The following is a 21482-nucleotide window of genomic DNA, read 5'->3' as shown; positions in this document are numbered from 1 at the left end:
CTTTCATGGTTACGATGCGAACTTTCGACCTGAACGATGCGTCTGTGAAATGTTAGCTTCTGCCATCCGCATCATCCCCGAACAGAGAGCCTTCGATGACCTACATCGCTGCTGAAAACCGCTACGAGTCCATTCCCTATCGCCGCGTTGGTCGCAGCGGGCTGGTGTTGCCGGCGTTGTCGCTGGGGTTGTGGCACAACTTCGGCGACAGCACGCCGATCGACACCCAGCGTGCCTTGCTGCGCACGGCGTTTGATCTGGGCATCAACCACTTCGACCTGGCGAACAACTACGGCCCGCCCTACGGCAGCGCCGAGATCAATTTCGGTCGGTTGTTGCGTGAAGATTTCAAGCACTACCGCGACGAGTTGATCATCTCCAGCAAGGCCGGTTGGGACATGTGGCCCGGACCGTATGGCCAGGGCGGCGGGTCGCGCAAGTATGTGTTGGCCAGCCTCGACCAGAGCCTGAAACGGCTGGGGCTCGATTATGTGGATATCTTTTATTCCCACCGCTTCGATCCCGATACCCCGTTGGAAGAAACCGCCAGTGCCCTGGCGACAGCGGTGCAACAAGGCAAGGCGTTGTACGTCGGTATTTCGTCCTATTCCGGGGTGAAGACCCGGGAAATGGCGGCGCTGCTCAAGGAGTGGAAAATTCCTCTGCTGATCCACCAGCCGGCCTACAACCTGCTCAACCGCTGGGTTGAAAAAGACCTGCTGGACGCCACCGACGAATTGGGTACCGGTGTGATCGCCTTTACCCCGCTGGCCCAGGGCCTGCTCACGGACAAGTACCTCAAGGGCATCCCGTCCGATGCTCGGGTCAATCGTCCGGGCGGCGGTTCGCTGCAAGCTTCGCACTTGTCGGAGGAGAACATCGCCCACGTACGCGCCCTCAACGAGATCGCCCGGCGACGCGGCCAAAGCCTGGCGCAAATGGCCCTGGCCTGGACCCTGCGCGATCCACGGATCACGTCTGCCCTGATCGGCGCCAGCCGCCCGGAGCAGATTGTCGAGAACGTCGGGGCGCTGGAGAACCTGAACTTCAGTGCCGAGGAACTGGCGCAGATCGATCGGTTTGCCCAGGAGGGCGGTATCAATCTCTGGGAGAAGCCTTCGTCGGCGGAGTGACGCAACTCAACCCCTGTGGCGAGGGGATAAATTCCCTCGCCACGGTGGTTGCATAGCTGTTCAGCGGAAGAACGGCACATCCCCCAGCACTGTCGCCCGGTGCATCACGCGTCGGGCAGGACGGTAGTCGTCCACGGCGAAATGCTGGGTTACGCGGTTGTCCCAGAACGCTACGTCATTGACCTGCCAGCGCCAGCGGACGGTGAACTCCGGGCGGCTGGCGTGGGCGAACAGCAGCTTCAGGATGGCTTCGCTTTCGGTTTCGAACAGTTCATTGATGCGGGTGGTAAAACCTTCATTGACGAACAGCGACCGGCGCCCGCTTACCGGATGGGTGCGAACCACCGGATGTGACAGCGGTGGGTTTTTCCGTCGTGCTTCGTCCCAACGAGCCTGGTCCGCGGCGGTATGACCAAAGCGCTCCAAGGGAAAGGATCGAGTGAAATCGTGGGTCGCAGTCAGGCCTTGCAGCATCTGTTTCAAGGGCGTCGAAAGGGCTTCATAAGCCGCGATGCCACTGGCCCACAAGGTATCGCCACCGAACGCCGGCAGTAGCTTGGCGCTGAGCACCGCGCCCATGGCCGGGGTCGGCAGGAAGGTCACGTCGGTATGCCAGACGGCGTTGTCGCGTACATCGGTAACGGCCGTGTCGAGCACCAGCACTTCGGGCTGCCCGGGCACATTCGGATAGATGGGATGGACATGCAGGTCGCCAAAGCAGGCGGCGAAACGTGCCTGCTGGGCTGGGTCGATGGGCTGGTCCCGAAAGAACAGCACCTGGTGTTCGAGCAACGCTTGATCAATAAGATTGCGCTGTTCAACGCTCAGCGGCTGGCTGATGTCGATGCCGCTGATCTGCGCGCCGAGGGCGATGCTCAAAGGAGTGACGGTTGGGCGGTTCATCGTTGTTTTCCTGTGGAGCGCCGAATGGTTGGCGTGGTCATTCGATCTCAATGGGCCTGGCCATGCCACGGCACCAGCTTGTGTTGCAGGGCGCGCAGGCTCATTTCCATGGCGAAGGCGATGAGTGCGATGACCAGGATCCCCAGCACCACCACGTCGGTGACCAGGAATTGCGCCGCTGACTGCACCATGAACCCCAGGCCGCTGGTGGCGGCGATCAACTCGGCGGCTACCAATGTCGACCAGCCCACACCCAGGCCGATGCGAATGCCGGTGAGAATGTCGGGCAGGGCGCTGGGCAGGATCACATGGCGAATCAACTGTGCCGGTGTTGCGCCCAGGGACTGCGCGGCCCGTACCTTGGCCGGGTCGACCGTGCGTACGCCAGTGGCGGTGGCGATGGCGATCGGAGCGAAAATCGCCAGGTAGATCAGCAGCACCTTCGACAACTCACCGATGCCACACCAGATCACGATCAGCGGCAGGTAGGCCAGCGGCGGAATTGGCCGATAGAACTCGATCAATGGATCTAAGACGCCCCGGGCGATACGGCTGGAGCCGATGGCAATGCCCACCGGCACCGCCGTCAGCACGGCCAGCAACAGGCCCAGGCCGATCCGTCCGAGGCTCGCGCCCAGGTGCTGCCAGAGCGTGGCATCCATATAGCCGCTGGTCGCCAGCAGCCAGCCTTTTTGCAGCACGGCGGAAGGCGAGGGTAGGAACAACGGTTCGACCAGCCCGCTCACCGTCACCACCCACCACAGGACCAGCAGCGTGATCAGGGTCAGGCCGCTGATCCATCGCGTACTCACGGGACGCCGGAAGCGGCGGGCTGGATCTCTGGCAAGGGTTTCGCTGGCCACCGCCGGGATTTCATAGCTGCTCATACTGGCTCCTGGTGTCGGGTGCCACTGCGTTGGGCGAACACTTTGGCAAGCACGTGTTCACGGATGTCGATGAAGCGCGGGTCGGACTTGATCGACCGCGCTGACTCGCCGGCCCGGTAGCGCTGGCTGAAATCCAGGTGCAGTCGTTCGACTATCCGCCCCGGGTTGGGCGCCAGCAGGATAAGTTCGGTGGCGAGGAACACGGCTTCTTCAATGTCATGGGTGATCAGGAACACCGGTTTGGCGGTGCGTTGCCAGACCTGCAACAACAGCTCCTGCATCTGCTCACGGGTGAAGGCATCGAGGGCGCCGAAGGGCTCGTCCATCAGCAGCACGCGTGGGTCGGCCGCCAGCGCCCGGGCGAGGCCGACGCGCTGCTTCTGGCCCCCGGAAAGCTGCCAGACACGGCGTTGCTCAAAGCCGGCCAGGCCCACCAGGGCGAGCATCTCCCGGGCGCGGGTTTCCCGTGGTTCCCTGGCGACCCCGGCCAGTTCCAGGCCGAACCCGACGTTTGCCAGCACATTCTGCCAAGGCAGCAGCGCGTCGTCCTGGAACACCACGCCGCGTTCGGCGCCGGGCCCCGAGACCTGCACGCCGTCCAGCGTGATCTGCCCGGCACCGGGCTCGACGAATCCGGCGATCAGGTTCAGCAGCGAGGTCTTGCCGCTGCCGGACGGCCCCAGGGCAACCAGCAGTTGCTGTGGCCCCAGGGTCAGTGAAATGTCCGTCAACACGGCTTCCGACGCCCCGGGATACTGTGCGCCGATGCGCTCCAGCTGTAACAAGGCCATGGCGGTGCCCCCCTTTTTTCTTGGCGAATCAGTGAGCGATGTATTTGGCGCTGACGTAGGGGGCGTAGTCGGGCAGGACCGCTTCCACCTTGCCTTGCTCCTTGAGAAACGCAGCGGTATTGGTGATGGCCTGGGTGGTCGGTGCGCCGAGGCTCGCGATCTGGTCGGCCGCCAGCGGGTACACGTTGCCTTGCAGCAACAGCGGGATGTCGCTGGCCTTGGCACCGGAGAGCTTCACCAGCTTGTCGATATTGGCCGTGTCCGCCAGCCAGGCTTGCGGGTCCTTGCGGTATTGGGCGTAGGCATCCAGGGTGACCTTGGCGAAGGCGGTGACGATTTCAGGGTGCTTCTGGGCGAAGTCCTTGCGCACGATCCAGGCATCGAAGGTTGGCGTGCCGAATTTGGCCAGTTCCGCCGAAGTGATCAGCACCGTGCCGTTTTCCTTGGCCACGCCCAGGGCCGGGTCCCATACATAGGTGGCATCGATGTCGCCACGCTTCCAGGCGGCGATGATGGCCGGTGGCGCAAGGTTGAGTACCGTGACCTTCGACGGGTCGATGTCCCAATGCTTCAACGCGGCGAGCAGGCTGTAGTGACCGGTGGAAACGAACGGTACGGCGATCTTCTTGCCGATCAGGTCCTGCGGGGTCTTGATCCCGGCACCGTCGCGGGCTACCAAGGCTTCGGCGGCGCCGATCTGGGTGGCGATGAGGAAGGTTTCCACCGGGACCTTGCGGGTAATGGCGGCCGTCAGCGGGCTGGAGCCGAGGTAGCCGATCTGCACATCACCCGAGGCGATGGCGGTGATGACGTCGGCGCCATTATCGAACTTGCGCCAGTCGATGTTGGCCTGGGTGGCTTTTTCATAAGCGCCGTCGGCCTGGGCAACTTTGGCCGGGTCGACGGTGGTCTGGTAGGCGACGGTCAGGTCGGCGGCTTGGGCAAACAGACTCGCGGCAGCCAGGGAGGCGGCTGCGAGAAGGCGAAGGGGGAAACTCAAAGTCATGGGAGAACTCCTCAACAGGCCGCCGGGTATTCGGCGTTGGAGGAGACTAAATGATCTAAGAATTCAAAAATAAATAACTTTTTCGCATGATCTTATCAGCGAAAAAGTTGATCACAGGGAGGGGCGAGGTCCTTGTGGCGAGGTGAGCGAGCTCCCTCGCCACAAGGACCTGCTCGACAAATGCGATCTAGTTACTGATCGCCAGGATGCTCGCCTGGTACGAACCCACGAACACGTCGAAATCGCCTACTTCGTTCTGTTCCAGCTCGGCTTGCTGGGCCAGGGACTCGCGAGCGGAGGCTTCGAACGCAGCCTGTTCCTGGGCCGGCAATGGTTCGGCACGGAAGAACTCGGCGTGGGCCTTGCTCTGGCGCAGGGAGAACTGGGCGAAGCTTTCCTGATGTTCCGCCATGGCCGCCAGGACCTGAGCGGATGGAGTCAGGGATGGGTCCCGGACCTTTGCCAGTTGTGCATCCAGGGCCTGGCGGTGAGCAGCGCCACCGTGGCTCTGGTCGAGCAACGATGCCAGCGGAGCGATCTGCTCCAGCAGTTCGATGGCCCATGCTTGCATATCCACCGATTGGCCCTGGCGCTGCAGTTGCAAGCCCGGCTTGCGGCCTTCCTTGACCACGGTCAGGAAGTTGTCCGTGGCATTGCCGCATTCGCTGCTTTCGAACAACGGGCTCTCATTGAGGCCGCAATACAGCAGGAACGCATCGAGGAAACGGGACTCGGTGACGTCGATGCCCAATGGCAGGAACGGGTTGATGTCCAGGCAGCGTACTTCGACATACTGAATGCCCCGGGCCATCAAGGCCTGGATCGGACGTTCGCCGGTGTAGGTCACCCGCTTGGGACGAATGTTGGAGTAGTACTCGTTTTCGATCTGCAGGATGTTGGTGTTGAGCTGCACCCACTCGCCGTTCCGATGTGTGCCGACTTCGACATACGGTGCATAAGGCGTCGCCACCGCCTTGCGCAGGCTGTCGGTATAGCTCGCCAGGTCGTTGTAGCACGGCGTCAGGCCGGCCTGGGCGTTGCTCTGGTAACCCAGGTCGCTCATGCGCAGGCTGGTGGCATAAGGCAGGTACAGGGTGTCCGGGTCCAGTTGTTCCAATTGATGCGGGCGACCCCGCAGGAAACCGGCGTCCAGGGCTGGCGAGGCGCCGAACAGGTACATCAGCAGCCAGCTGTAGCGACGGAAATTACGGATCAGCGCGATGTAGGCCAGCGACTGGAAATCACGGTCGCTGACGTCTGCCGCCTCGGCCTGGCGGAGCAGCGGCCAGAGTTTTTCCGGCAGGGAAAAGTTGTAGTGGATCCCGGCGATGCATTGCATGGTCTTGCCGTAGCGCAGGGCCAGGCCCTGGCGATAGACATACTTGAGCCGACCGATGTTCGAGGTGCCGTAATACGCGATGGGAATCTCTTCTTCCGCCGGCAGCGGGCACGGCATCGACGGACTCCACAGGAATTCATCACCGAGTTTGCTGTAGACAAACCGGTGGATCCTGTCGAGGCTACTCAGGGTATCGGCCGGGTCTGCCAGGGCCGGGGTGATGAACTCCAGCAGCGACTCGGAATAGTCGGTGGTGATCTGCTCGTTGGTCAGCGCCGAGCCCAGGGCTTCGGGATGCGGAGTCAACGCCAGGCGCCCGCTGTCCGTGACACGCAGGCATTCACGTTCGATACCGTGCAGGCACTGCTCGAGCAGGGAGAGGTTGGCGCGCTCGCCGAGCAGGGCCAGGCGGCGGTTTAAGAGGTCGCTCAAGTTGAATTCCTTCACGCGTCAGTCGCCCCAATATGGGGGTGGGCAAGGCGCTCTACAAGGGTGAAGTTGAAACTGGCGTTATCGCCTGGTTTTGGCGCGCCACAGCCCCTGTAGGAGCGGGCTTGCTCGCGAAGAGGGTCTATCAGTCAGCATTGATGTGGCCTGACACTCCGCTTTCGCGAGCAAGCCCGCTCCCACAGAGAAGCCCGGCGCCGCATTGCAGCATCGAAATTAACCCAAATCGATGACAGGGAGCTATAGGACAGCGAAGGTGCCTTGTGCTTTTGCGACCAGCTTGTCGCCCTGGGTCACGTCAGCCTCGACCACCAGCGTGCGTCGGCCTGGATGGAGGACCCGGGCCGTGCACAGCACCTCGCCGTCGGACACGGCACGAATGTAGTTGATCTTGCATTCGATGGTCGCGCTCTGCTGATCAAAGCCATGGACACTGGAACAAGCCAGGCCCATGGCGATGTCCACCAGGCTGAACAGTGCGCCGCCGTGCAGCTTGCCGCCACGATTGCGCAACGACGGCTCCAGGGCCAGGGCGACTTGCGCTACCCCGTCCCCGAGGCTGTGCAGGCGGCAGCCGAGCAGCTTGAAGAAGGCGCTTTCCACCAGCCCGGCCGGCGCGTCCATCAGCGCTTCTTCAACTGCTTGGCGTTGGCGAACAGCGAGGCCATGGCGTTGCTGGCCGGGGCTGCGGTGACGGTTTCCTTGCGCGGCGCGGTGTTTTGCGACTGGCGCGGCGCCGAGCCTGGACGCGGGCCACGGGCACCGTCGACCTTCTCGCCGGGGGTGTCGCTCATGCGCATCGACAGGCCGACGCGTTTGCGCGGGATGTCGACTTCCATGACCTTCACTTTCACCACGTCACCGGCCTTCACGGCTTCGCGCGGGTCCTTGATGAACTTCTCCGACAAGGCGGAGATATGCACCAGGCCGTCCTGATGCACGCCGATGTCGACGAATGCCCCGAAATTGGTGACGTTGGTCACCACGCCTTCCAGGATCATGCCGGGTTGCAGGTCCTTGAGGTCTTCGACGCCTTCCTGGAACTCGGCGGTCTTGAACTCGGGACGCGGGTCACGGCCGGGCTTCTCCAGTTCTTGCAGGATATCGGTGACAGTGGGCAGGCCGAAGGTCTCGTCAGTGAATTTCTTCGGGTCCAGGCGCTTGAGGAACGCGGCGTCACCGATCAGCGAACGGATGTCGCGATCGGTCTGGGCGGCGATGCGTTGCACCAGCGGATAGGCTTCGGGGTGGACGGCCGACGAATCCAGCGGGTTGTCGCCGTTCATCACGCGCAGAAAGCCGGCGGCCTGTTCGAAGGTTTTTTCCCCCAGGCGCGGGACTTTCTTCAGCGCGGCGCGGGTTTTGAAGGCGCCGTGCTCATCGCGGTGGGTCACGATGTTCTGCGCTAGCGTAGCGTTGAGGCCCGAGATCCGCGCCAACAGCGCCACCGAAGCGGTGTTCACGTCCACGCCCACGGCGTTTACGCAGTCTTCCACCACGGCGTCCAGGCCGCGGGCCAGTTTCAACTGGGACACGTCGTGTTGGTATTGGCCGACACCAATGGATTTCGGGTCGATCTTCACCAGCTCCGCCAGGGGGTCCTGCAGGCGACGGGCAATCGATACCGCGCCACGGATCGACACGTCCAGGTCCGGAAACTCCTTGGACGCCAGTTCCGACGCCGAGTAAACAGAAGCGCCAGCCTCGGACACCATGACCTTGGTCATTTTCATGGCCGGGTATTTCTTGATCAGCTCGGCGGCCAGCTTGTCCGTCTCACGGCTGGCGGTGCCGTTGCCGATGGCGATCAGGTCCACCGAATGCTTGGCGCACAGGGCGGCGAGCACCGCAAGGGTCTGGTCCCATTTGTTGTGCGGGACGTGAGGATAGACCGTCGTGTGGTCCAGCAGCTTGCCGGTGGAATCCACCACCGCCACCTTGCAGCCGGTACGCAGGCCCGGGTCCAGGCCCAAGGTGGCGCGTGGGCCGGCCGGTGCCGCTAGCAGCAGGTCGTGCAGGTTGTGGGCGAAGACGTTGATGGCCTCGGTTTCGGCGTTGTCGCGAAGTTCGCCCAACAGGTCGGTCTCCAGGTGGGTGTAGAGCTTGACCTTCCAGGTCCAGCGCACCACCTCCGCCAGCCATTTGTCGGCGGCGCGGTTCTGGTTCTGGATGCCGAACTGCTGGCCGATCATGCCTTCGCAGGGGTGCATGGTGCCGGGCAATTCATCACCGACTTTCAACGCGGAGCTGAGGATGCCTTCGTTACGGCCACGGAAAATTGCCAGGGCGCGGTGGGACGGCACGTTCTTGAGCGGTTCGTCGTGCTCGAAGTAATCCCGGAACTTCGCCCCTTCCTCTTCCTTGCCTGCAATCACGCGGGCACTGAGGATGGCTTCCTGTTTCAGGAAGTTGCGCAATTTTTCCAGTAGGTTGGCGTCTTCGGCGAAGCGCTCCATGAGGATGTACTTGGCACCTTCCAGCGCCGCTTTCACGTCTGCCACGCCTTTTTCGGCATCGACGAAACGTGCGGCTTCGGCCTCAGGCGCCAGGGTCGGGTCGTTGAACAGCCCGTCGGCCAGTTCGCCAAGCCCGGCTTCCAGGGCGATCTGGCCCTTGGTGCGGCGCTTCTGTTTGTAGGGCAGGTACAAGTCTTCGAGACGGGTCTTGGTGTCCGCCAACTTGATGTCGCGTTCGAGCGCCGGGGTCAGCTTGCCCTGTTCCTGAATGCTGGCCAGGATGCTGATACGCCGTTCGTCGAGTTCACGCAGGTAGCGCAGGCGCTCTTCCAGATGACGCAGTTGAGTGTCATCGAGGCTGCCGGTCACTTCTTTCCGGTAACGGGCGATAAAAGGCACCGTGGAGCCTTCATCGAGTAGCGCGACGGCCGCTTCGACCTGTTGCGGGCGTACGCCGAGTTCCTCGGCGATGCGGCTGTTGATGCTGTCCATAAAACCACCTGACAAATGATGAAATCAGGCCCGCCGGCGCAGAACAGGGCTCGGCGAGACTGGTTGAGCGGCCTGGCGTGGGCCGCTGCCTGGGTCAAGAGAGGCTGCCTGTTGACCCGCGAAATTCAAAAAGTGCTGCCTGGCCAGAGGGAAAAAGACCCATCGAGGGGGACGATCCGACATTCCCAGGCACAAAAGGCCGCGCATTATAACCAGCGTTGCGGCTTTCGGGGTGTCAGGGTCTGTAGGTCCGATACCCGTATGGGTGGAGATGGAGGAAAAATCTGCTAACAATGCACACGGTGCGTATAACGGCAGCTAGGCCATAATGCGCGCCGAGATCAAAGGAGCTTCCTATGAGCAGCACTGCACAAACTGCTGAAGGCGAAAAAATTCTGATTGTTGACGACGACCCGGGGCTGAGCAGCCTGCTGGAGCGTTTTTTCGTCAGCAAGGGCTATCGGGCCCGCACCGTACCCAATACCGAACAGATGGATCGGCTGCTGGCCCGTGAAGTCTTCAACCTGGTGGTGCTCGACCTGATGCTGCCTGGCGAGGACGGCTTGACAGCCTGCCGCCGCTTGCGCGGCGCGAACAACCAGATCCCGATCATCATGCTCACTGCCAAGGGCGACGAGTTGAGCCGTATCAAGGGCCTGGAATTGGGCGCCGACGATTACCTGGCCAAGCCGTTCAACCCCGACGAACTCATGGCCCGGGTCAAGGCGGTTCTTCGTCGTCAGTCGGCCCCGGTGCCTGGAGCGCCAGGCAGCGAAGATGAAAGCGTGACTTTCGGTGATTACGAGCTGTCCCTGGCCACCCGTGAGCTCAAGCGTGGTGATGAAATCCACATGCTGACCACCGGTGAGTTCGCCGTGCTCAAGGCCCTGGTGATGAACGCCCGTCAACCGCTGACCCGGGACAAGCTCATGAATCTGGCCCGTGGGCGCGAGTGGGATGCGCTGGAGCGCTCCATCGATGTACAGATTTCCCGCCTGCGTCGGATGATCGAGCCTGACCCTTCAAAGCCGCGCTATATCCAGACCGTCTGGGGCGTAGGCTATGTATTCGTGCCGGATGGTGCCGCCAGCAAGTGATCGGCGATTTGTAGGAGCGGGTGGCCTGGCAGGTTGAGTTTCTTCCAGGCGACTCGCGGTCCATCAGTATGCGAGCATCGCTCGCTCCTGCAAGTGTGTAGCGGTTATCCATGAAAACCCCGGTTTGGTTCCCCCAGAGTTTCTTTTCCCGCACCCTCTGGCTGGTGCTGATCGTCGTGCTCTTTTCCAAGGCGCTGACGTTGGTCTACCTGCTGATGAACGAAGATGTCCTGGTGGACCGCCAGTACAGTCACGGCGTTGCCCTGACCCTGCGCGCCTACTGGGCTGCCGATGAAACCAATCGGGCGAAGATCGCCGAGGCGGCGACGCTGATCCGGGTGGTCGGTGCAGGAGTGCCCGAAGGCGAACAGCACTGGCCCTACAGTGAAATCTATCAACGGCAGATGCAGGCCGAACTGGGCACCGATACCGAGGTGCGCCTGAGAATGCATTCGCCCCCGGCATTGTGGGTGCGTGCCCCAAGCCTGGGGGATGGCTGGCTGAAGGTGCCGTTGTACCCGCATCCCCTGCGTGGCCAGAAAATCTGGAACGTGCTGGGCTGGTTCCTGGCCATCGGTCTGTTGTCGACCGCGTCGGCATGGATCTTCGTCAGCCAGCTCAACCAACCGTTGAAACGCCTGGTCTACGCGGCCCGACAGTTGGGCCAGGGGCGTAGCGTGCGGTTGCCCATCAGTGACACGCCCAGCGAAATGACCGAAGTGTATCGGGCCTTCAACCAGATGGCCGAGGATGTCGAGCAGGCCGGACGCGAGCGGGAGCTGATGCTCGCCGGGGTCTCCCATGATCTGCGCACGCCGCTGACCCGGTTGCGGCTGTCGCTGGAGCTGATGGGCGAGCGCACCGACCTGACCCATGAAATGGTCCGTGATATCGAAGACATGGATGCGATTCTCGACCAGTTCCTGGCGTTCATTCGCGACGGACGCGACGAGTCGGTGGAGGAAGTGGATCTCAGCGAGTTGGTACGGGAAGTGGTCGCGCCCTATAACCAGGGCGATGAAAAGGTGCACCTGCAGTTGGAGCCGATCCAGCCGTTCCCGTTGCGCCGGGTGTCGATGAAGCGGCTGCTGAACAACCTGATCGGCAACGCCCTGAACCACGCCGGGGCTGGCGTCGAGGTAGCGGCTTATGTCTCTGGCGACACCAACGCGCCCTATGTGGTGCTGAGCGTCATGGACCGTGGCGCCGGCATCGATCCGTCGGAGCTGGAGGCCATTTTCAATCCCTTCACCCGTGGCGACCGTGCCCGGGGCGGAAAGGGCACGGGGTTGGGCCTGGCGATCGTCAAGCGCATTGCCTCGATGCACGGTGGCAACGTCGAGCTGCGCAACCGCGTCGGCGGCGGGCTCGAAGCGCGGGTGCGGTTGCCGTTGGGGTTGATGCTGCCTAGGGATGCGGTATAGAAGCAGCGGCGAGCTACGAGCGGCAAGCTACAAGCTGATTGGCTTCTGCTTGAAGCTTGAAGCTCGCAACTGCTCCTACCCCTTGCCCTTGGTCCGGGTCATGTTCGGCCCGCCATTCTTTTCCAGATGCTCGATGATGATTCCCGCCACGTTCTTGTTCGTGGTGGTTTCGATGCCTTCCAGGCCAGGCGAGGAATTGACCTCCATCACCAACGGGCCGTGATTGGATCGCAGAATGTCGACACCCGCCACGGCCAGGCCCATGACTTTTGCGGCGCGCAGGGCGGTCATGCGTTCTTCCGGGGTGATCTTGATCAGGCTGGCGCTGCCACCGCGATGCAGGTTGGAGCGAAATTCCCCAGGCCGGGCCTGACGCTTCATCGAAGCGATGACCTTGTCGCCGACCACGAAGCAGCGGATGTCCGCGCCGCCAGCTTCCTTGATGTATTCCTGGACCATGATGTTCTGTTTGAGGCCCATGAATGCTTCAATCACCGACTCTGCCGCCGTCGCGGTTTCGCACAGGACCACGCCGATACCCTGGGTACCTTCCAGTACCTTGATGACCAGCGGTGCGCCATTGACCATCGCGATCAGATCCGGAATGTCGTCAGGTGAATGAGCAAAACCGGTGACCGGCAGGCCGATACCACGCCGCGACAGCAATTGCAGCGAGCGCAGCTTGTCCCGGGAGCGGGCGATTGCCACGGATTCGTTGAGAGGGAATACCCCCATCATTTCGAACTGGCGCAGTACGGCGCAGCCATAGAAGGTCACGGATGCACCGATGCGCGGGATCACCGCATCGAACCCCTCCAGTGGTTGGCCCCGGTAATGGATCTGGGGCTTGTGGCTGGCGATATTCATATAGGCGCGCAGGGTGTCGATCACCACCATTTCATGGCCACGCTCTGTCCCGGCCTCAACCAGGCGACGAGTGGAATACAGACGCGGATTACGCGACAGCACAGCGATCTTCATGCAACACCTGTGGCAGGGGTAGTGGATACCGGGAATGCCGGCTTGTCTTGAACATATTTGATGCCTGGATTGACCACCAGTTGGCCGTCGATCAAGGCCTTGGAACCCAACAGCAGGCGATAGCGCATGGACTTGCGGCAAGCCAGAGTGAATTCGACCCGCCAGATCCGATCCCCGAGTGCCAGCGTGGTGCTGATCACGTAGCGGACCTGGGCATGTCCGTTGGAGCTTTTGATCGTTTTGCGCGCCACCAGCGGGGCTTCGCAGCGGCGATGACGCAGTTGTACCACCGTGCCCAGGTGCGCAGTGAAGCGTACCCATTTTTCACCGTCACGCTCGAATGGCTCGATATCGGTGGCGTGCAGACTGGAGGTACTGGCACCGGTGTCTATTTTTGCCCGTAGGCCCGCGACTCCCAGGTCCGGGAGCGCCACCCACTCGCGTAGACCGACAACGGTCAAATGGTCAAAAGTCTTCAATAGAAACAACCTGTGATCGGTACTTCGGATCAGCGAACCTGCGAGTCGCGGCATTCGTACAGAATAATCACAAAATGGCGACAGTTATCCAGTGGCCTGTCTGGCTGATTCATGCACTTGATTTCAGCGCAAGATTTGCCGGAAGGGCCGGTTCGGTCGGCATTCTATCTGTCGGCGCGAATTCGTGCGCCCGACAAAAACGGTAGTACAGTTCTGGCTATTGGCAGAAAGAGGAATTGCAGTGACACAAAAACAGGAAGAGGACGACAAGGTCCGTCTCGATAAGTGGTTGTGGGCGGCACGATTTTATAAAACACGTGCGCTTGCCAAGGCCGCCATCGAAAGCGGCAAGGTTCACCATCGGGGCGAACGTTGCAAGCCGGGCAAAGAGCCGCGCATCGGTGATGAGTACGTCATTCGCGCCGGGTTCGATGAAAAGACCGTAGTGGTCGAGGCCCTGTCGATCGTGCGGCGTGGGGCACCTGAGGCGCAGACCCTGTATCGTGAAACCGAAGCCAGCATTGCCAGGCGCGAAGCCGCCGCTGCTCAATGCAAGGCCGGAGCCCTGGGGGTCAGTACCGACGGCAAGCCGAGCAAGAAACAGCGTCGGGATCTGTTCAAGTTCCGCGGCAGCAACAGCGAATAAAAACGCTTCCAGAACAATGCGCATTGTCTGGAGGATCTACTGTGGCGAGGGGATTTAGCGAAACGCCACAGAAAGGTATTGGATGCAACGAACGGTGCGGCTGTCCCTCCCTTGCTTGGAACCACCTTCGAATGCCCATAAAATGTTCGACATCCTTTGCCATCACCTCAGATACCCATCCTTATGACTGATTTACCGGATAATGACTGCACCCAACGTTTCATCTTTGATGACATCGACGCCCGTGGCGAACTGGTGGCGTTGGAGCGTAGCTATGCCGAAGTCCTTGCCAAGCACCCCTATCCGGAGCCGGTCGCGCAACTGCTCGGTGAGTTGATGGCGGCGGCGTCGCTGTTGATCGGTACGTTGAAATTCGATGGCTTGCTGATCCTCCAGGCCCGCTCCGAAGGGCCGGTTCCGATGCTGATGATCGAATGCTCCAGCGAACGTGAGATCCGGGGCCTGGCCCGCTATCACGCCGATCAGATCGCCCCAGGCGCGGCGCTGGCCGACCTGATGCCCAATGGTGTGCTGGCCCTGACGGTCGATCCGACCCATGGCAAGCGCTACCAGGGCATTGTCGATCTCGACGGTGCGTCCCTGGCCGAATGCTTCACCAATTACTTCGTCATGTCCCAGCAGACCAATACCAGGTTCTGGCTCTATGCCGACGGACGGCGCGCCCGCGGCCTGCTGCTGCAACAATTGCCCGTCGACCGCATCCGTGACCCGGAAGAACGTGAGGCCAGCTGGCAGCACGTCACGGCTCTGGCCAGCACCTTGAACGCCGACGAGCTGCTGAGCCTGGACAACGAAACGGTACTGCGTCGTCTCTACCACGAAGAAGCCGTGCGTCTGTTCGACGAGTTGCCGGTGCGCTTCCAATGCAGTTGCTCTCGTGAACGATCCGGCAATGCGCTGGTCAGTCTGGGTCTGGAAGATGCGCAGCATCTGGTCATCGAGCATGGCGGTGCCATCGAGATCGATTGTCAGTTTTGCAATGAGCGTTACCTGTTCGATGGGGCGGACGTTGCGCAATTGTTCGCCGGAGCGGGTGTCGAGGCACCGTCAGATACTCGTCACTGAATCGGTTCAGTGCAGGTAAATCTCCTGACAAACGCCGGATTTACGCCGTACTGACGGGAGGGCCCTACTCTTTTTGGGCTTTTCTGGCATAATCCGGCCCACTTTTTTCGGGTAGTAGTGCGCGACTTCCTACTACAAAACGTTTGGAGCACTCGGCCAAGGGCCGATGGGGAACCACATGACGCAAGCCAATAACGCCGTGTACACCGATCTGAGTGTCGATGATCTGGTCAAAGAAGCCCTGAATCGCGGTGAAGGCGAGCTTGCCGATACTGGCGCGCTGGTTGTTCGTACTGGTCACCGTACCGGTCGCTCGCCAGCCGACCGTTTCATCGTAGAAGAACCGACCACCCAGAACGCCATTGCCTGGGGCCCGATCAACCGCAAGTTCCCGGCCGACAAGTTCGATGCCCTGTGGAAGCGCGTTGAAGCCTACCTGGGCGAGCGCGAGCGTTTCGTGTCCCACGTCCATGTAGGTTCCGATCCTGCGCACTACCTGCCGGTCAAGATGACCACCGAGACGGCCTGGCACAATCTGTTCGGTCGTTGCCTGTTCATCAACCCTGAGCAATACAACGCCGGTGGCAAGGATGAATGGCAGATCCTCAACGCGCCGAACTTCGTTTGCGAGCCAGCGCGTGACGGCACCAACTCCGACGGTACCGTGATCATCAACTTCGCGGCCAGGAAAGTCCTCATCGCCGGCATGCGCTACGCCGGTGAAATGAAGAAAGCCCTGTTCTCCGTCCAGAACTTCCTGCTGCCGGCGGTTGATGTACTGCCGATGCACTGCGCCGCGAACATGGGCGAAGAGGGTGATGTGACCCTGTTCTTCGGTCTGTCGGGCACCGGCAAGACCACCCTGTCCGCCGACGAAAGCCGCTACCTGATCGGTGACGACGAGCACGGCTGGGGCGTGGGTGTGGTCTTCAACATCGAAGGCGGTTGCTATGCCAAGTGCATCGACCTGTCGGAGAAGAACGAGCCGGTGATCTGGAAAGCCATCCAGCACGGTGCCGTACTGGAAAACGTCGTCCTGGATCCGGTCACCAAGAAAGCCGACTATGCCGACGACAGCCTGACCCAGAACAGCCGCGCTGCCTATCCGCGCGAGCTGATCGAAAAACGCGCACCGAAAAACCTCGGTGGCGAGCCTAACGCCGTGATCTTCCTGACCTGCGACCTGACCGGCGTGCTGCCACCGGTGTCGATTCTCAGCGAAGAGCAAGCCGCCTACCACTTCCTGTCGGGTTACACCGCGTTGGTAGGCTCGACCGAAATGGGTTCGGGCAGCGGTATCAAGTCGACCTTCTCCACCTGCTTTGGCGCGCCGTTCTTCCCGCGCCCGGCCGGTGAATACGCGGAACTGCTGATCAAGCGTATCCGTGGTTTCGGCTCCAAGGTCTATCTGGTCAACACCGGCTGGACCGGCGGTGGCTATGGTGTCGGAAAACGCTTCAACATCCCGACCACCCGTGCGGTGATCGCGGCGATCCAGAGCGGTGCGCTGATTGGTGCCGAAACCGAACACCTGGACATCATCAATCTGGACGTGCCGTTGGCCGTTCCGGGCGTCGAGACCGGCCTGTTGAACCCACGCAACACCTGGGGCGACAAGGCTGCCTACGACGAAGCCGCCAAGGCCTTGGCTGGCCTGTTCATCGAGAACTTCAAGAAGTTCGAAGTGAGCGACGCGATCAAGGCTGCCGGTCCGCAGTTGTAAGGTTTGGTCAGCCATAAAAAACCGCCCTTTGGGGCGGTTTTTTATGGGCGGCTATTTGTGTGAGGAGAGGTGGAAGGCGGGTGCCATGCTGTCCTGATCACGCTTGGACAACCCCAAGGCTCCAGCCAATACGGACCATTGGCTGACGACCTCTTTAAACTGCGAAATGATGCCCTGCGCATCCTTTTGGTTGACCCGAAAGTACTCAGCTACTTCCAGGACAAGCTCAAGGTCCACCCTGATGCCTAGCGCAATCGCTGCCGCACCACCTCCAGCAGTTCGCTGCCATCCTGCACCAACAGATAAAGCGCATGGACGATGCTGGGGATGTCCTTTACATCGGCATGCTCGAAGCAAAGACAATGCAGGGTTTCGAGCAGATCGCTGGAGGCTTGGATTCGTTGGGCGGCGGCGTCGCAGAGGTGCTGGAGATCGGCCTCGGTGTCGATGACCAGCACAGGAGTGCTGTTGAGCCGCTGGTATTGCTCGACAGGCGGGTTGGATGGTTGCATTTGAGCCTCTTCGGTACGACGTTTGAATCGCGCCATGGACTATAGAGAGCTCTATTCAGGGATCGCAATATGGCCTGGAGGGACAGGTTGCGTAGGACGTTTACCGGCGTCTGACGCTCGATAAGCGCCTTATTCCTGATGCCTGCTCGCTGTCCTGTTTTCCGCGTAAATCTCCGTTAGGTCCTACACGTGCTCTGTAGGCATGGCCCAAGAAGCGGTAGGCTGCTTCTGATAAGGCCGTAATGGATCACGGCCCTATCATCAAATACTTGCTGAGCGAAACCGGCCGTTGCGCAGGTCAGCCAGGCAATGACGAGATCGCAGGCATCACGGTCTGGGCTTTGTCGTGGGCAAGCAGGGGCGGTATTTCGGGGACTCTCATGCATCCGCCCAACAGCAGGGAGGTGATGAAGAGGATGGTGAGTTTGTGCGACATGGTTTTTCCCTTTGAAAGTTTATCAATCAACCATTGATGCAGGAGTGCGCAGAGACGCCGCTTCAAGGTCCATCAACCCTCGCCCATAGGCCTCGCTATTGGCGTAGATACCCGTGCGATTGCTGGTTGCCAGCAGGTGCTCGCGTACTTGCTGCGGACTGAGTTGTGGATAACGGCTCTGCAGTGCAGCCAATGCGCCGGTGACCAGCGCGGCAGCCGGGGAGGTGCCGGCGGTGGGTACGTAACGTCCATCCTTGGCAACGGTGAGCAGGCCTGCCTGAGCGCCTGCGTCCCCACCGGGAACGGCGATGCACCAGGCTGCCGCGACCCCGCAATAATTGGATTTGCCATTGATGGCGCTGCCGTCGCTCTTCAGTGCCACGACGGCGATCCAGCCCTTTTCCAGCTCAGGCAACGCCAGTGGCAAGCCCGGTTCTGCCAGGGGCTGGCGCTTGAGTTCATTGCCGGTCGGAAAGACAAATACTGCACCTTCCGATACCAGCTTTCGGGCGACGCCCAGTGAGTCAGGCATCACCTGGTTGTAACGTGCTTCGGTGATTTCGGTTGCAGGGATGGCGTTGGCCCACGAGTTGTTGAACAGCCGGGCGCCCTTGTCAAAGCCACTTTGCCAGGATCTGGCAATTTCGCTGTCGAAGAAAAACGGCTCGTTGTCGTCGCCAAAGCGAAAGGGGATCAGCCGGGCGTTGAAGGCGATCCCATGCATGCCCTGATTGTCCTTGTTGGCGGCGAGGATGCCCGCCATCTGGGTGCCGTGGCCGACGCGGTCAACCGTGTGGGGACGATCCTCGACATAGTCGTATCCCGGATCATTCAACCTGCCTTCGAACTCTTGCAGATGGGCGTTGAGTCCCGAGTCGACCAGCGCCACGGTCACGTCCTGGCCGGTGCCGCCACGTGCATACAAAGCCGAAGCCTTTACGACGGACAGGCCTCGTTGCGCGAGATACTCGGGGGTTTCGAACACGGCCGGTTCCACGCCGGTTTGTTCAGGAATGCTCAAGCAGCCGGCCAGCAGTGACGCTGACGTGATGGCCAGGGCGCGTAGCGCGGAAAACAGGTGTGGCATGGTTCGGTCCTTGAACAGAGCTCTTGATCACCGGGCCTCCTGGCCCGATGTGTCGCGTGAATTGACGGTGCACCTTAACCCGGGAGCGGTGCCGGAACGAGGCATCAAAGTGCCCGGATTTGTATCACCTCATGGCAGGCAGGTAAGCGCACCTGTGAGCTGCATCCATCCGCTGAATGCCGTTCATCACACGAATAAATTTCAAAAACAGTCTGCGGCTGACTAAGGTGAAGGCTGTCTTTGGATCGCCGACGAGAGAACAGACATGAGCCAGATGATTGAGCACGCCGCTGTGATCGGTGCAGGCACCATGGGGCGGGGCATTGTGATGTGCCTGGCCAATGCCGGCGTGACGGTGCGCTGGGTCGATAACAATCCGCAGATGCTCGAGCAGGCGCTGGCAGCCGTAGCTGAGACCTACGCCCATGGTGTGCGCCAGGGCCGTATTGACCAGGGGGAAGCCGATGCCCGGATCGCCAGAGTGACCAGGGCAAGCGACTACGCGGCGATCCGAGAGGTGGACCTGGTGATCGAAGCGGTTTATGAGAATCTTGAACTCAAGCAGCAGATCTTCCGCCAGTTGGATGGCCTGCTCAAGCCTGAGGCGATTCTGGCGAGCAACACGTCGGCCCTGGATATCGACGCCATTGCCACCGTCACGCGCCGCCCAAGCCAGGTCCTGGGGCTGCATTTCTTCAGTCCGGCGCACATCATGAAGCTGTTGGAAATCGTGCGCGGCGCACAGACCTCCAGAGCGGTGCTGGACACCGCCCTCGCATTGGGCAACCGCATGGGCAAGGTCAGTGTGGTGTCGGGCAATTGCCACGGGTTCATCGGCAACCGGATGCTTCACCCTTATGTGCTGGAAGCCCGCAAAATGTTACTGGAGGGCGCCTTTCCCCATCAGGTCGATGCGGCGCTACAGGGTTTCGGCTTCGCCATGGGGCCGTTCCGGATGTACGACGTGGTCGGGATCGACCTGGAGTGGCGGGCGCGGGAACTGGCCGGCAAAGGCCAGGATGCGCCCGAGGTGCAGGTGGACAATCGCCTGTGCGAGCTCGGGCGGTTCGGCCAGAAAAGCGGCAACGGGTACTATCACTACGAGCCCGGCAGCCGGCAGGCCGAGCATGACGTAGAAGTCGATGCGCTGGTGCAGCGGGTTAGTGAAGAACTGGGTTTCCAGCGTCGGGAAATCGGCAGCGGGGAAATTCTCGAGCGTTGCCTGCTGGCACTGGTCAACGAGGGGGCGAAGATCCTCCAGGAGGGCATTGCCGGGTCGGCACACGACATCGATCTGGTGTATCTCAACGGCTACGGGTTTCCGGCGGACAAAGGTGGTCCGATGGCCTGGGCTGACCAGCAAGGGCTTGAGGATATCCACGCGCGATTGCTGGAGCTCGAGACGAAGCAGGGGGACCAGTGGAGACCTGCACGCCTGATCGGGGAGCTTGCGGCGCAGAGCAAGGGATTCGCGCAACGGTAGCCATCTCGCAACGATCACTGACAACCGAAAAGGGAAACTGATGCCCCAACGTACCGAATACCCTTATCTACAAGCCATCACCACGCGCTGGCATGACAACGACGTGTACGGTCACGTCAATAACGTCACCTACTACAGCTTCTTCGATACGGCGGTGAACACCTATCTGATCGAGGTTGGCGGCTTGGATATCCAGGGTGGGGAGGTCGTGGCGTTTGTGGTGAGTTCGGCCTGCGACTACTTTGCGTCCATCGCATTTCCCGAGCGAATTGAAGTGGGCCTGCGGGTCGGAAAATTGGGCAGCAGTTCGGTGCAATATGAACTGGCTGTGTTCAAGGCGGGCGAGGAAGAGGCCTGCGCAGCGGGGCGCTTTGTCCATGTGTTCGTGGATCGGGCGTCGAATCGGCCGGTGGCGATTCCGGATCGCCTGCGTGCGGTCCTGGAGCAGTTGGTGGTTTGAAACGAAAAATCGCAGCCTCCGGCGAGCGGTAGGCTGCGATTTTCAGCGGCTGGCATCAGTCAGCTATCAGTCGCGGTAGTGGCGGTGGTGATGCTTGCGATGCCCGTACGCATGGCCGCGACCCGGATGGCCGTCACGGTAGTAGCGGCGGTCACCACGGCGACCTTCATAGCGACGATCATCGTCATCGTCCTTGCCCATGTAGTTACCCAGTGCGCCGCCGGCGCCACCGCCTGCCGCTGCACCGATCAGGCTGCCAGTGCTGCCACCCACGCTGCGGCCGACCACGTTACCGCCGGCTGCACCCAGTGCGCCGCCGATCGCCGCTTCGCCACGGCTGTGCTTGTCTGCGCCGACGGCACTACCGCCAGCGCCGCCCAGGGCCGCACCGATGGTCGAACCGGTATTGCCGCCCAGGGACTGGCCGACGACCGAACCCAAAACCCCGCCCAATGCGCCGCCGACACCTGCTTCGGCGGTACCGCCGGCAGACGCGACGCCACTGACCAGGCCGAGGGACAACAAGAGAATGGAGGAGAACTTCATAGAGGAGCCTCAAAGGGATGACGGCGCGATCCTGAGGCTGGCTTCGCTTGGTGACAATCGAAATCCGA

General features: G+C 61.2%; 21 protein-coding genes. 8 read left to right on the top strand and 13 right to left on the bottom strand.

Annotated features, from left to right (window positions below):
• Positions 1-95 precede the first annotated feature (95 nt).
• On the top strand, positions 96-1133 hold the full coding sequence (gene mgrA / locus FBY02_RS23000; RefSeq protein ID WP_144930402.1) for an L-glyceraldehyde 3-phosphate reductase: 1038 nt from the start codon (positions 96-98) through the stop codon (positions 1131-1133).
• A gap of 60 nt (positions 1134-1193) precedes the next feature.
• Here the strand turns inward: mgrA and tauD are convergent, their stop codons facing one another.
• From tauD to FBY02_RS22960, 7 genes are all read right to left on the bottom strand, one after another.
• The gene (gene tauD / locus FBY02_RS22995; RefSeq protein WP_144930401.1) at positions 1194-2036 is read right to left on the bottom strand and encodes a taurine dioxygenase; all 843 of its coding nucleotides are present in this window, start codon (positions 2034-2036) and stop codon (positions 1194-1196) included.
• A 47-nt stretch (positions 2037-2083) separates the two neighbouring features.
• Positions 2084-2923 (bottom strand): taurine ABC transporter permease TauC, encoded by an 840-nt coding sequence (gene tauC / locus FBY02_RS22990; protein ID WP_144930400.1) that lies wholly within the window; start codon positions 2921-2923, stop codon positions 2084-2086.
• On the bottom strand, positions 2920-3714 hold the full coding sequence (gene tauB, locus FBY02_RS22985; RefSeq protein ID WP_144930399.1) for a taurine ABC transporter ATP-binding subunit: 795 nt from the start codon (positions 3712-3714) through the stop codon (positions 2920-2922). Before tauB ends, tauC begins: the two co-directional genes overlap by 4 nt.
• Before the next feature lie 28 nt (positions 3715-3742).
• Complete coding sequence (gene tauA, locus FBY02_RS22980; protein WP_144930398.1) at positions 3743-4720, bottom strand: taurine ABC transporter substrate-binding protein; 978 nt, start codon at positions 4718-4720, stop codon at positions 3743-3745.
• Between the two features lie 187 nt (positions 4721-4907).
• A complete protein-coding gene (gene gshA / locus FBY02_RS22975) occupies positions 4908-6491 on the bottom strand; it encodes a glutamate--cysteine ligase (RefSeq protein WP_144930397.1) in 1584 nt (527 codons plus the stop codon).
• A 255-nt stretch (positions 6492-6746) separates the two neighbouring features.
• Complete coding sequence (locus tag FBY02_RS22965; RefSeq protein WP_144930396.1) at positions 6747-7130, bottom strand: PaaI family thioesterase; 384 nt, start codon at positions 7128-7130, stop codon at positions 6747-6749.
• Entirely contained in the window at positions 7130-9454 is a 2325-nt protein-coding gene (locus FBY02_RS22960) for a Tex family protein (RefSeq protein ID WP_144930395.1), read from the bottom strand. Before FBY02_RS22960 ends, FBY02_RS22965 begins: the two co-directional genes overlap by 1 nt.
• A gap of 356 nt (positions 9455-9810) precedes the next feature.
• Between FBY02_RS22960 and ompR the strand changes: the two genes are divergently transcribed.
• A complete protein-coding gene (ompR, locus tag FBY02_RS22955) occupies positions 9811-10551 on the top strand; it encodes a two-component system response regulator OmpR (RefSeq protein WP_025211284.1) in 741 nt (246 codons plus the stop codon).
• A 110-nt stretch (positions 10552-10661) separates the two neighbouring features.
• Complete coding sequence (locus FBY02_RS22950; protein WP_144930394.1) at positions 10662-11975, top strand: ATP-binding protein; 1314 nt, start codon at positions 10662-10664, stop codon at positions 11973-11975.
• Positions 11976-12050: 75 nt separating this feature from the next.
• Here FBY02_RS22950 and rimK read toward each other — a convergent pair whose 3' ends face one another.
• Together rimK and FBY02_RS22940 are read right to left on the bottom strand one after the other, a co-directional pair.
• Positions 12051-12956, bottom strand: a complete 906-nt coding sequence (rimK, locus tag FBY02_RS22945) for a 30S ribosomal protein S6--L-glutamate ligase (RefSeq protein WP_144930393.1) — start codon at positions 12954-12956, stop codon at positions 12051-12053.
• Positions 12953-13435 (bottom strand): ATP-dependent zinc protease, encoded by a 483-nt coding sequence (locus FBY02_RS22940; RefSeq protein WP_047700161.1) that lies wholly within the window; start codon positions 13433-13435, stop codon positions 12953-12955. Before FBY02_RS22940 ends, rimK begins: the two co-directional genes overlap by 4 nt.
• 241 nt (positions 13436-13676) lie before the next feature.
• On the opposite strand from FBY02_RS22940, the gene FBY02_RS22935 reads away from it, so the two are divergent.
• The 3 genes from FBY02_RS22935 (at position 13677) to FBY02_RS22925 (ending at position 16890) form a co-directional block, all read left to right on the top strand.
• Entirely contained in the window at positions 13677-14081 is a 405-nt protein-coding gene (locus FBY02_RS22935; RefSeq protein WP_144930392.1) for an RNA-binding S4 domain-containing protein, read from the top strand.
• 183 nt (positions 14082-14264) lie between these two features.
• On the top strand, positions 14265-15167 hold the full coding sequence (gene hslO, locus FBY02_RS22930; RefSeq protein ID WP_144930391.1) for an Hsp33 family molecular chaperone HslO: 903 nt from the start codon (positions 14265-14267) through the stop codon (positions 15165-15167).
• A gap of 178 nt (positions 15168-15345) precedes the next feature.
• On the top strand, positions 15346-16890 hold the full coding sequence (locus FBY02_RS22925) for a phosphoenolpyruvate carboxykinase (protein WP_144930390.1): 1545 nt from the start codon (positions 15346-15348) through the stop codon (positions 16888-16890).
• Positions 16891-17135: 245 nt separating this feature from the next.
• Here the strand turns inward: FBY02_RS22925 and FBY02_RS22915 are convergent, their stop codons facing one another.
• The 3 genes from FBY02_RS22915 to FBY02_RS22910 all read right to left on the bottom strand — a co-directional run bounded on the left by FBY02_RS22915 (position 17136) and on the right by FBY02_RS22910 (position 18925).
• A complete protein-coding gene (locus FBY02_RS22915; RefSeq protein ID WP_144930389.1) occupies positions 17136-17402 on the bottom strand; it encodes a hypothetical protein in 267 nt (88 codons plus the stop codon).
• A gap of 298 nt (positions 17403-17700) precedes the next feature.
• Positions 17701-17838, bottom strand: a complete 138-nt coding sequence (locus FBY02_RS28240) for a hypothetical protein (RefSeq protein WP_178115382.1) — start codon at positions 17836-17838, stop codon at positions 17701-17703.
• A 22-nt stretch (positions 17839-17860) separates the two neighbouring features.
• Entirely contained in the window at positions 17861-18925 is a 1065-nt protein-coding gene (locus tag FBY02_RS22910) for a S8 family peptidase (RefSeq protein WP_144930388.1), read from the bottom strand.
• Between the two features lie 265 nt (positions 18926-19190).
• Between FBY02_RS22910 and FBY02_RS22905 the strand changes: the two genes are divergently transcribed.
• Both FBY02_RS22905 and FBY02_RS22900 read left to right on the top strand, forming a co-directional pair.
• Positions 19191-20408 (top strand): 3-hydroxyacyl-CoA dehydrogenase, encoded by a 1218-nt coding sequence (locus FBY02_RS22905; protein WP_144930387.1) that lies wholly within the window; start codon positions 19191-19193, stop codon positions 20406-20408.
• 40 nt (positions 20409-20448) lie between these two features.
• Entirely contained in the window at positions 20449-20868 is a 420-nt protein-coding gene (locus FBY02_RS22900; protein ID WP_144930386.1) for a thioesterase family protein, read from the top strand.
• Positions 20869-20934: 66 nt separating this feature from the next.
• Here the strand turns inward: FBY02_RS22900 and FBY02_RS22895 are convergent, their stop codons facing one another.
• Positions 20935-21414 (bottom strand): glycine zipper domain-containing protein, encoded by a 480-nt coding sequence (locus tag FBY02_RS22895; RefSeq protein WP_144930385.1) that lies wholly within the window; start codon positions 21412-21414, stop codon positions 20935-20937.
• Between the last annotated feature and the right edge of the window lie 68 nt (positions 21415-21482).

Source organism: Pseudomonas sp. SJZ078, assembly GCF_007828255.1.
In the GTDB taxonomy this organism is placed as follows: Bacteria; Pseudomonadota; Gammaproteobacteria; order Pseudomonadales; family Pseudomonadaceae; genus Aquipseudomonas.
Note: the sequence above shows the minus strand (reverse complement) of the source record. Positions and strands in the feature narration are given on the sequence as shown.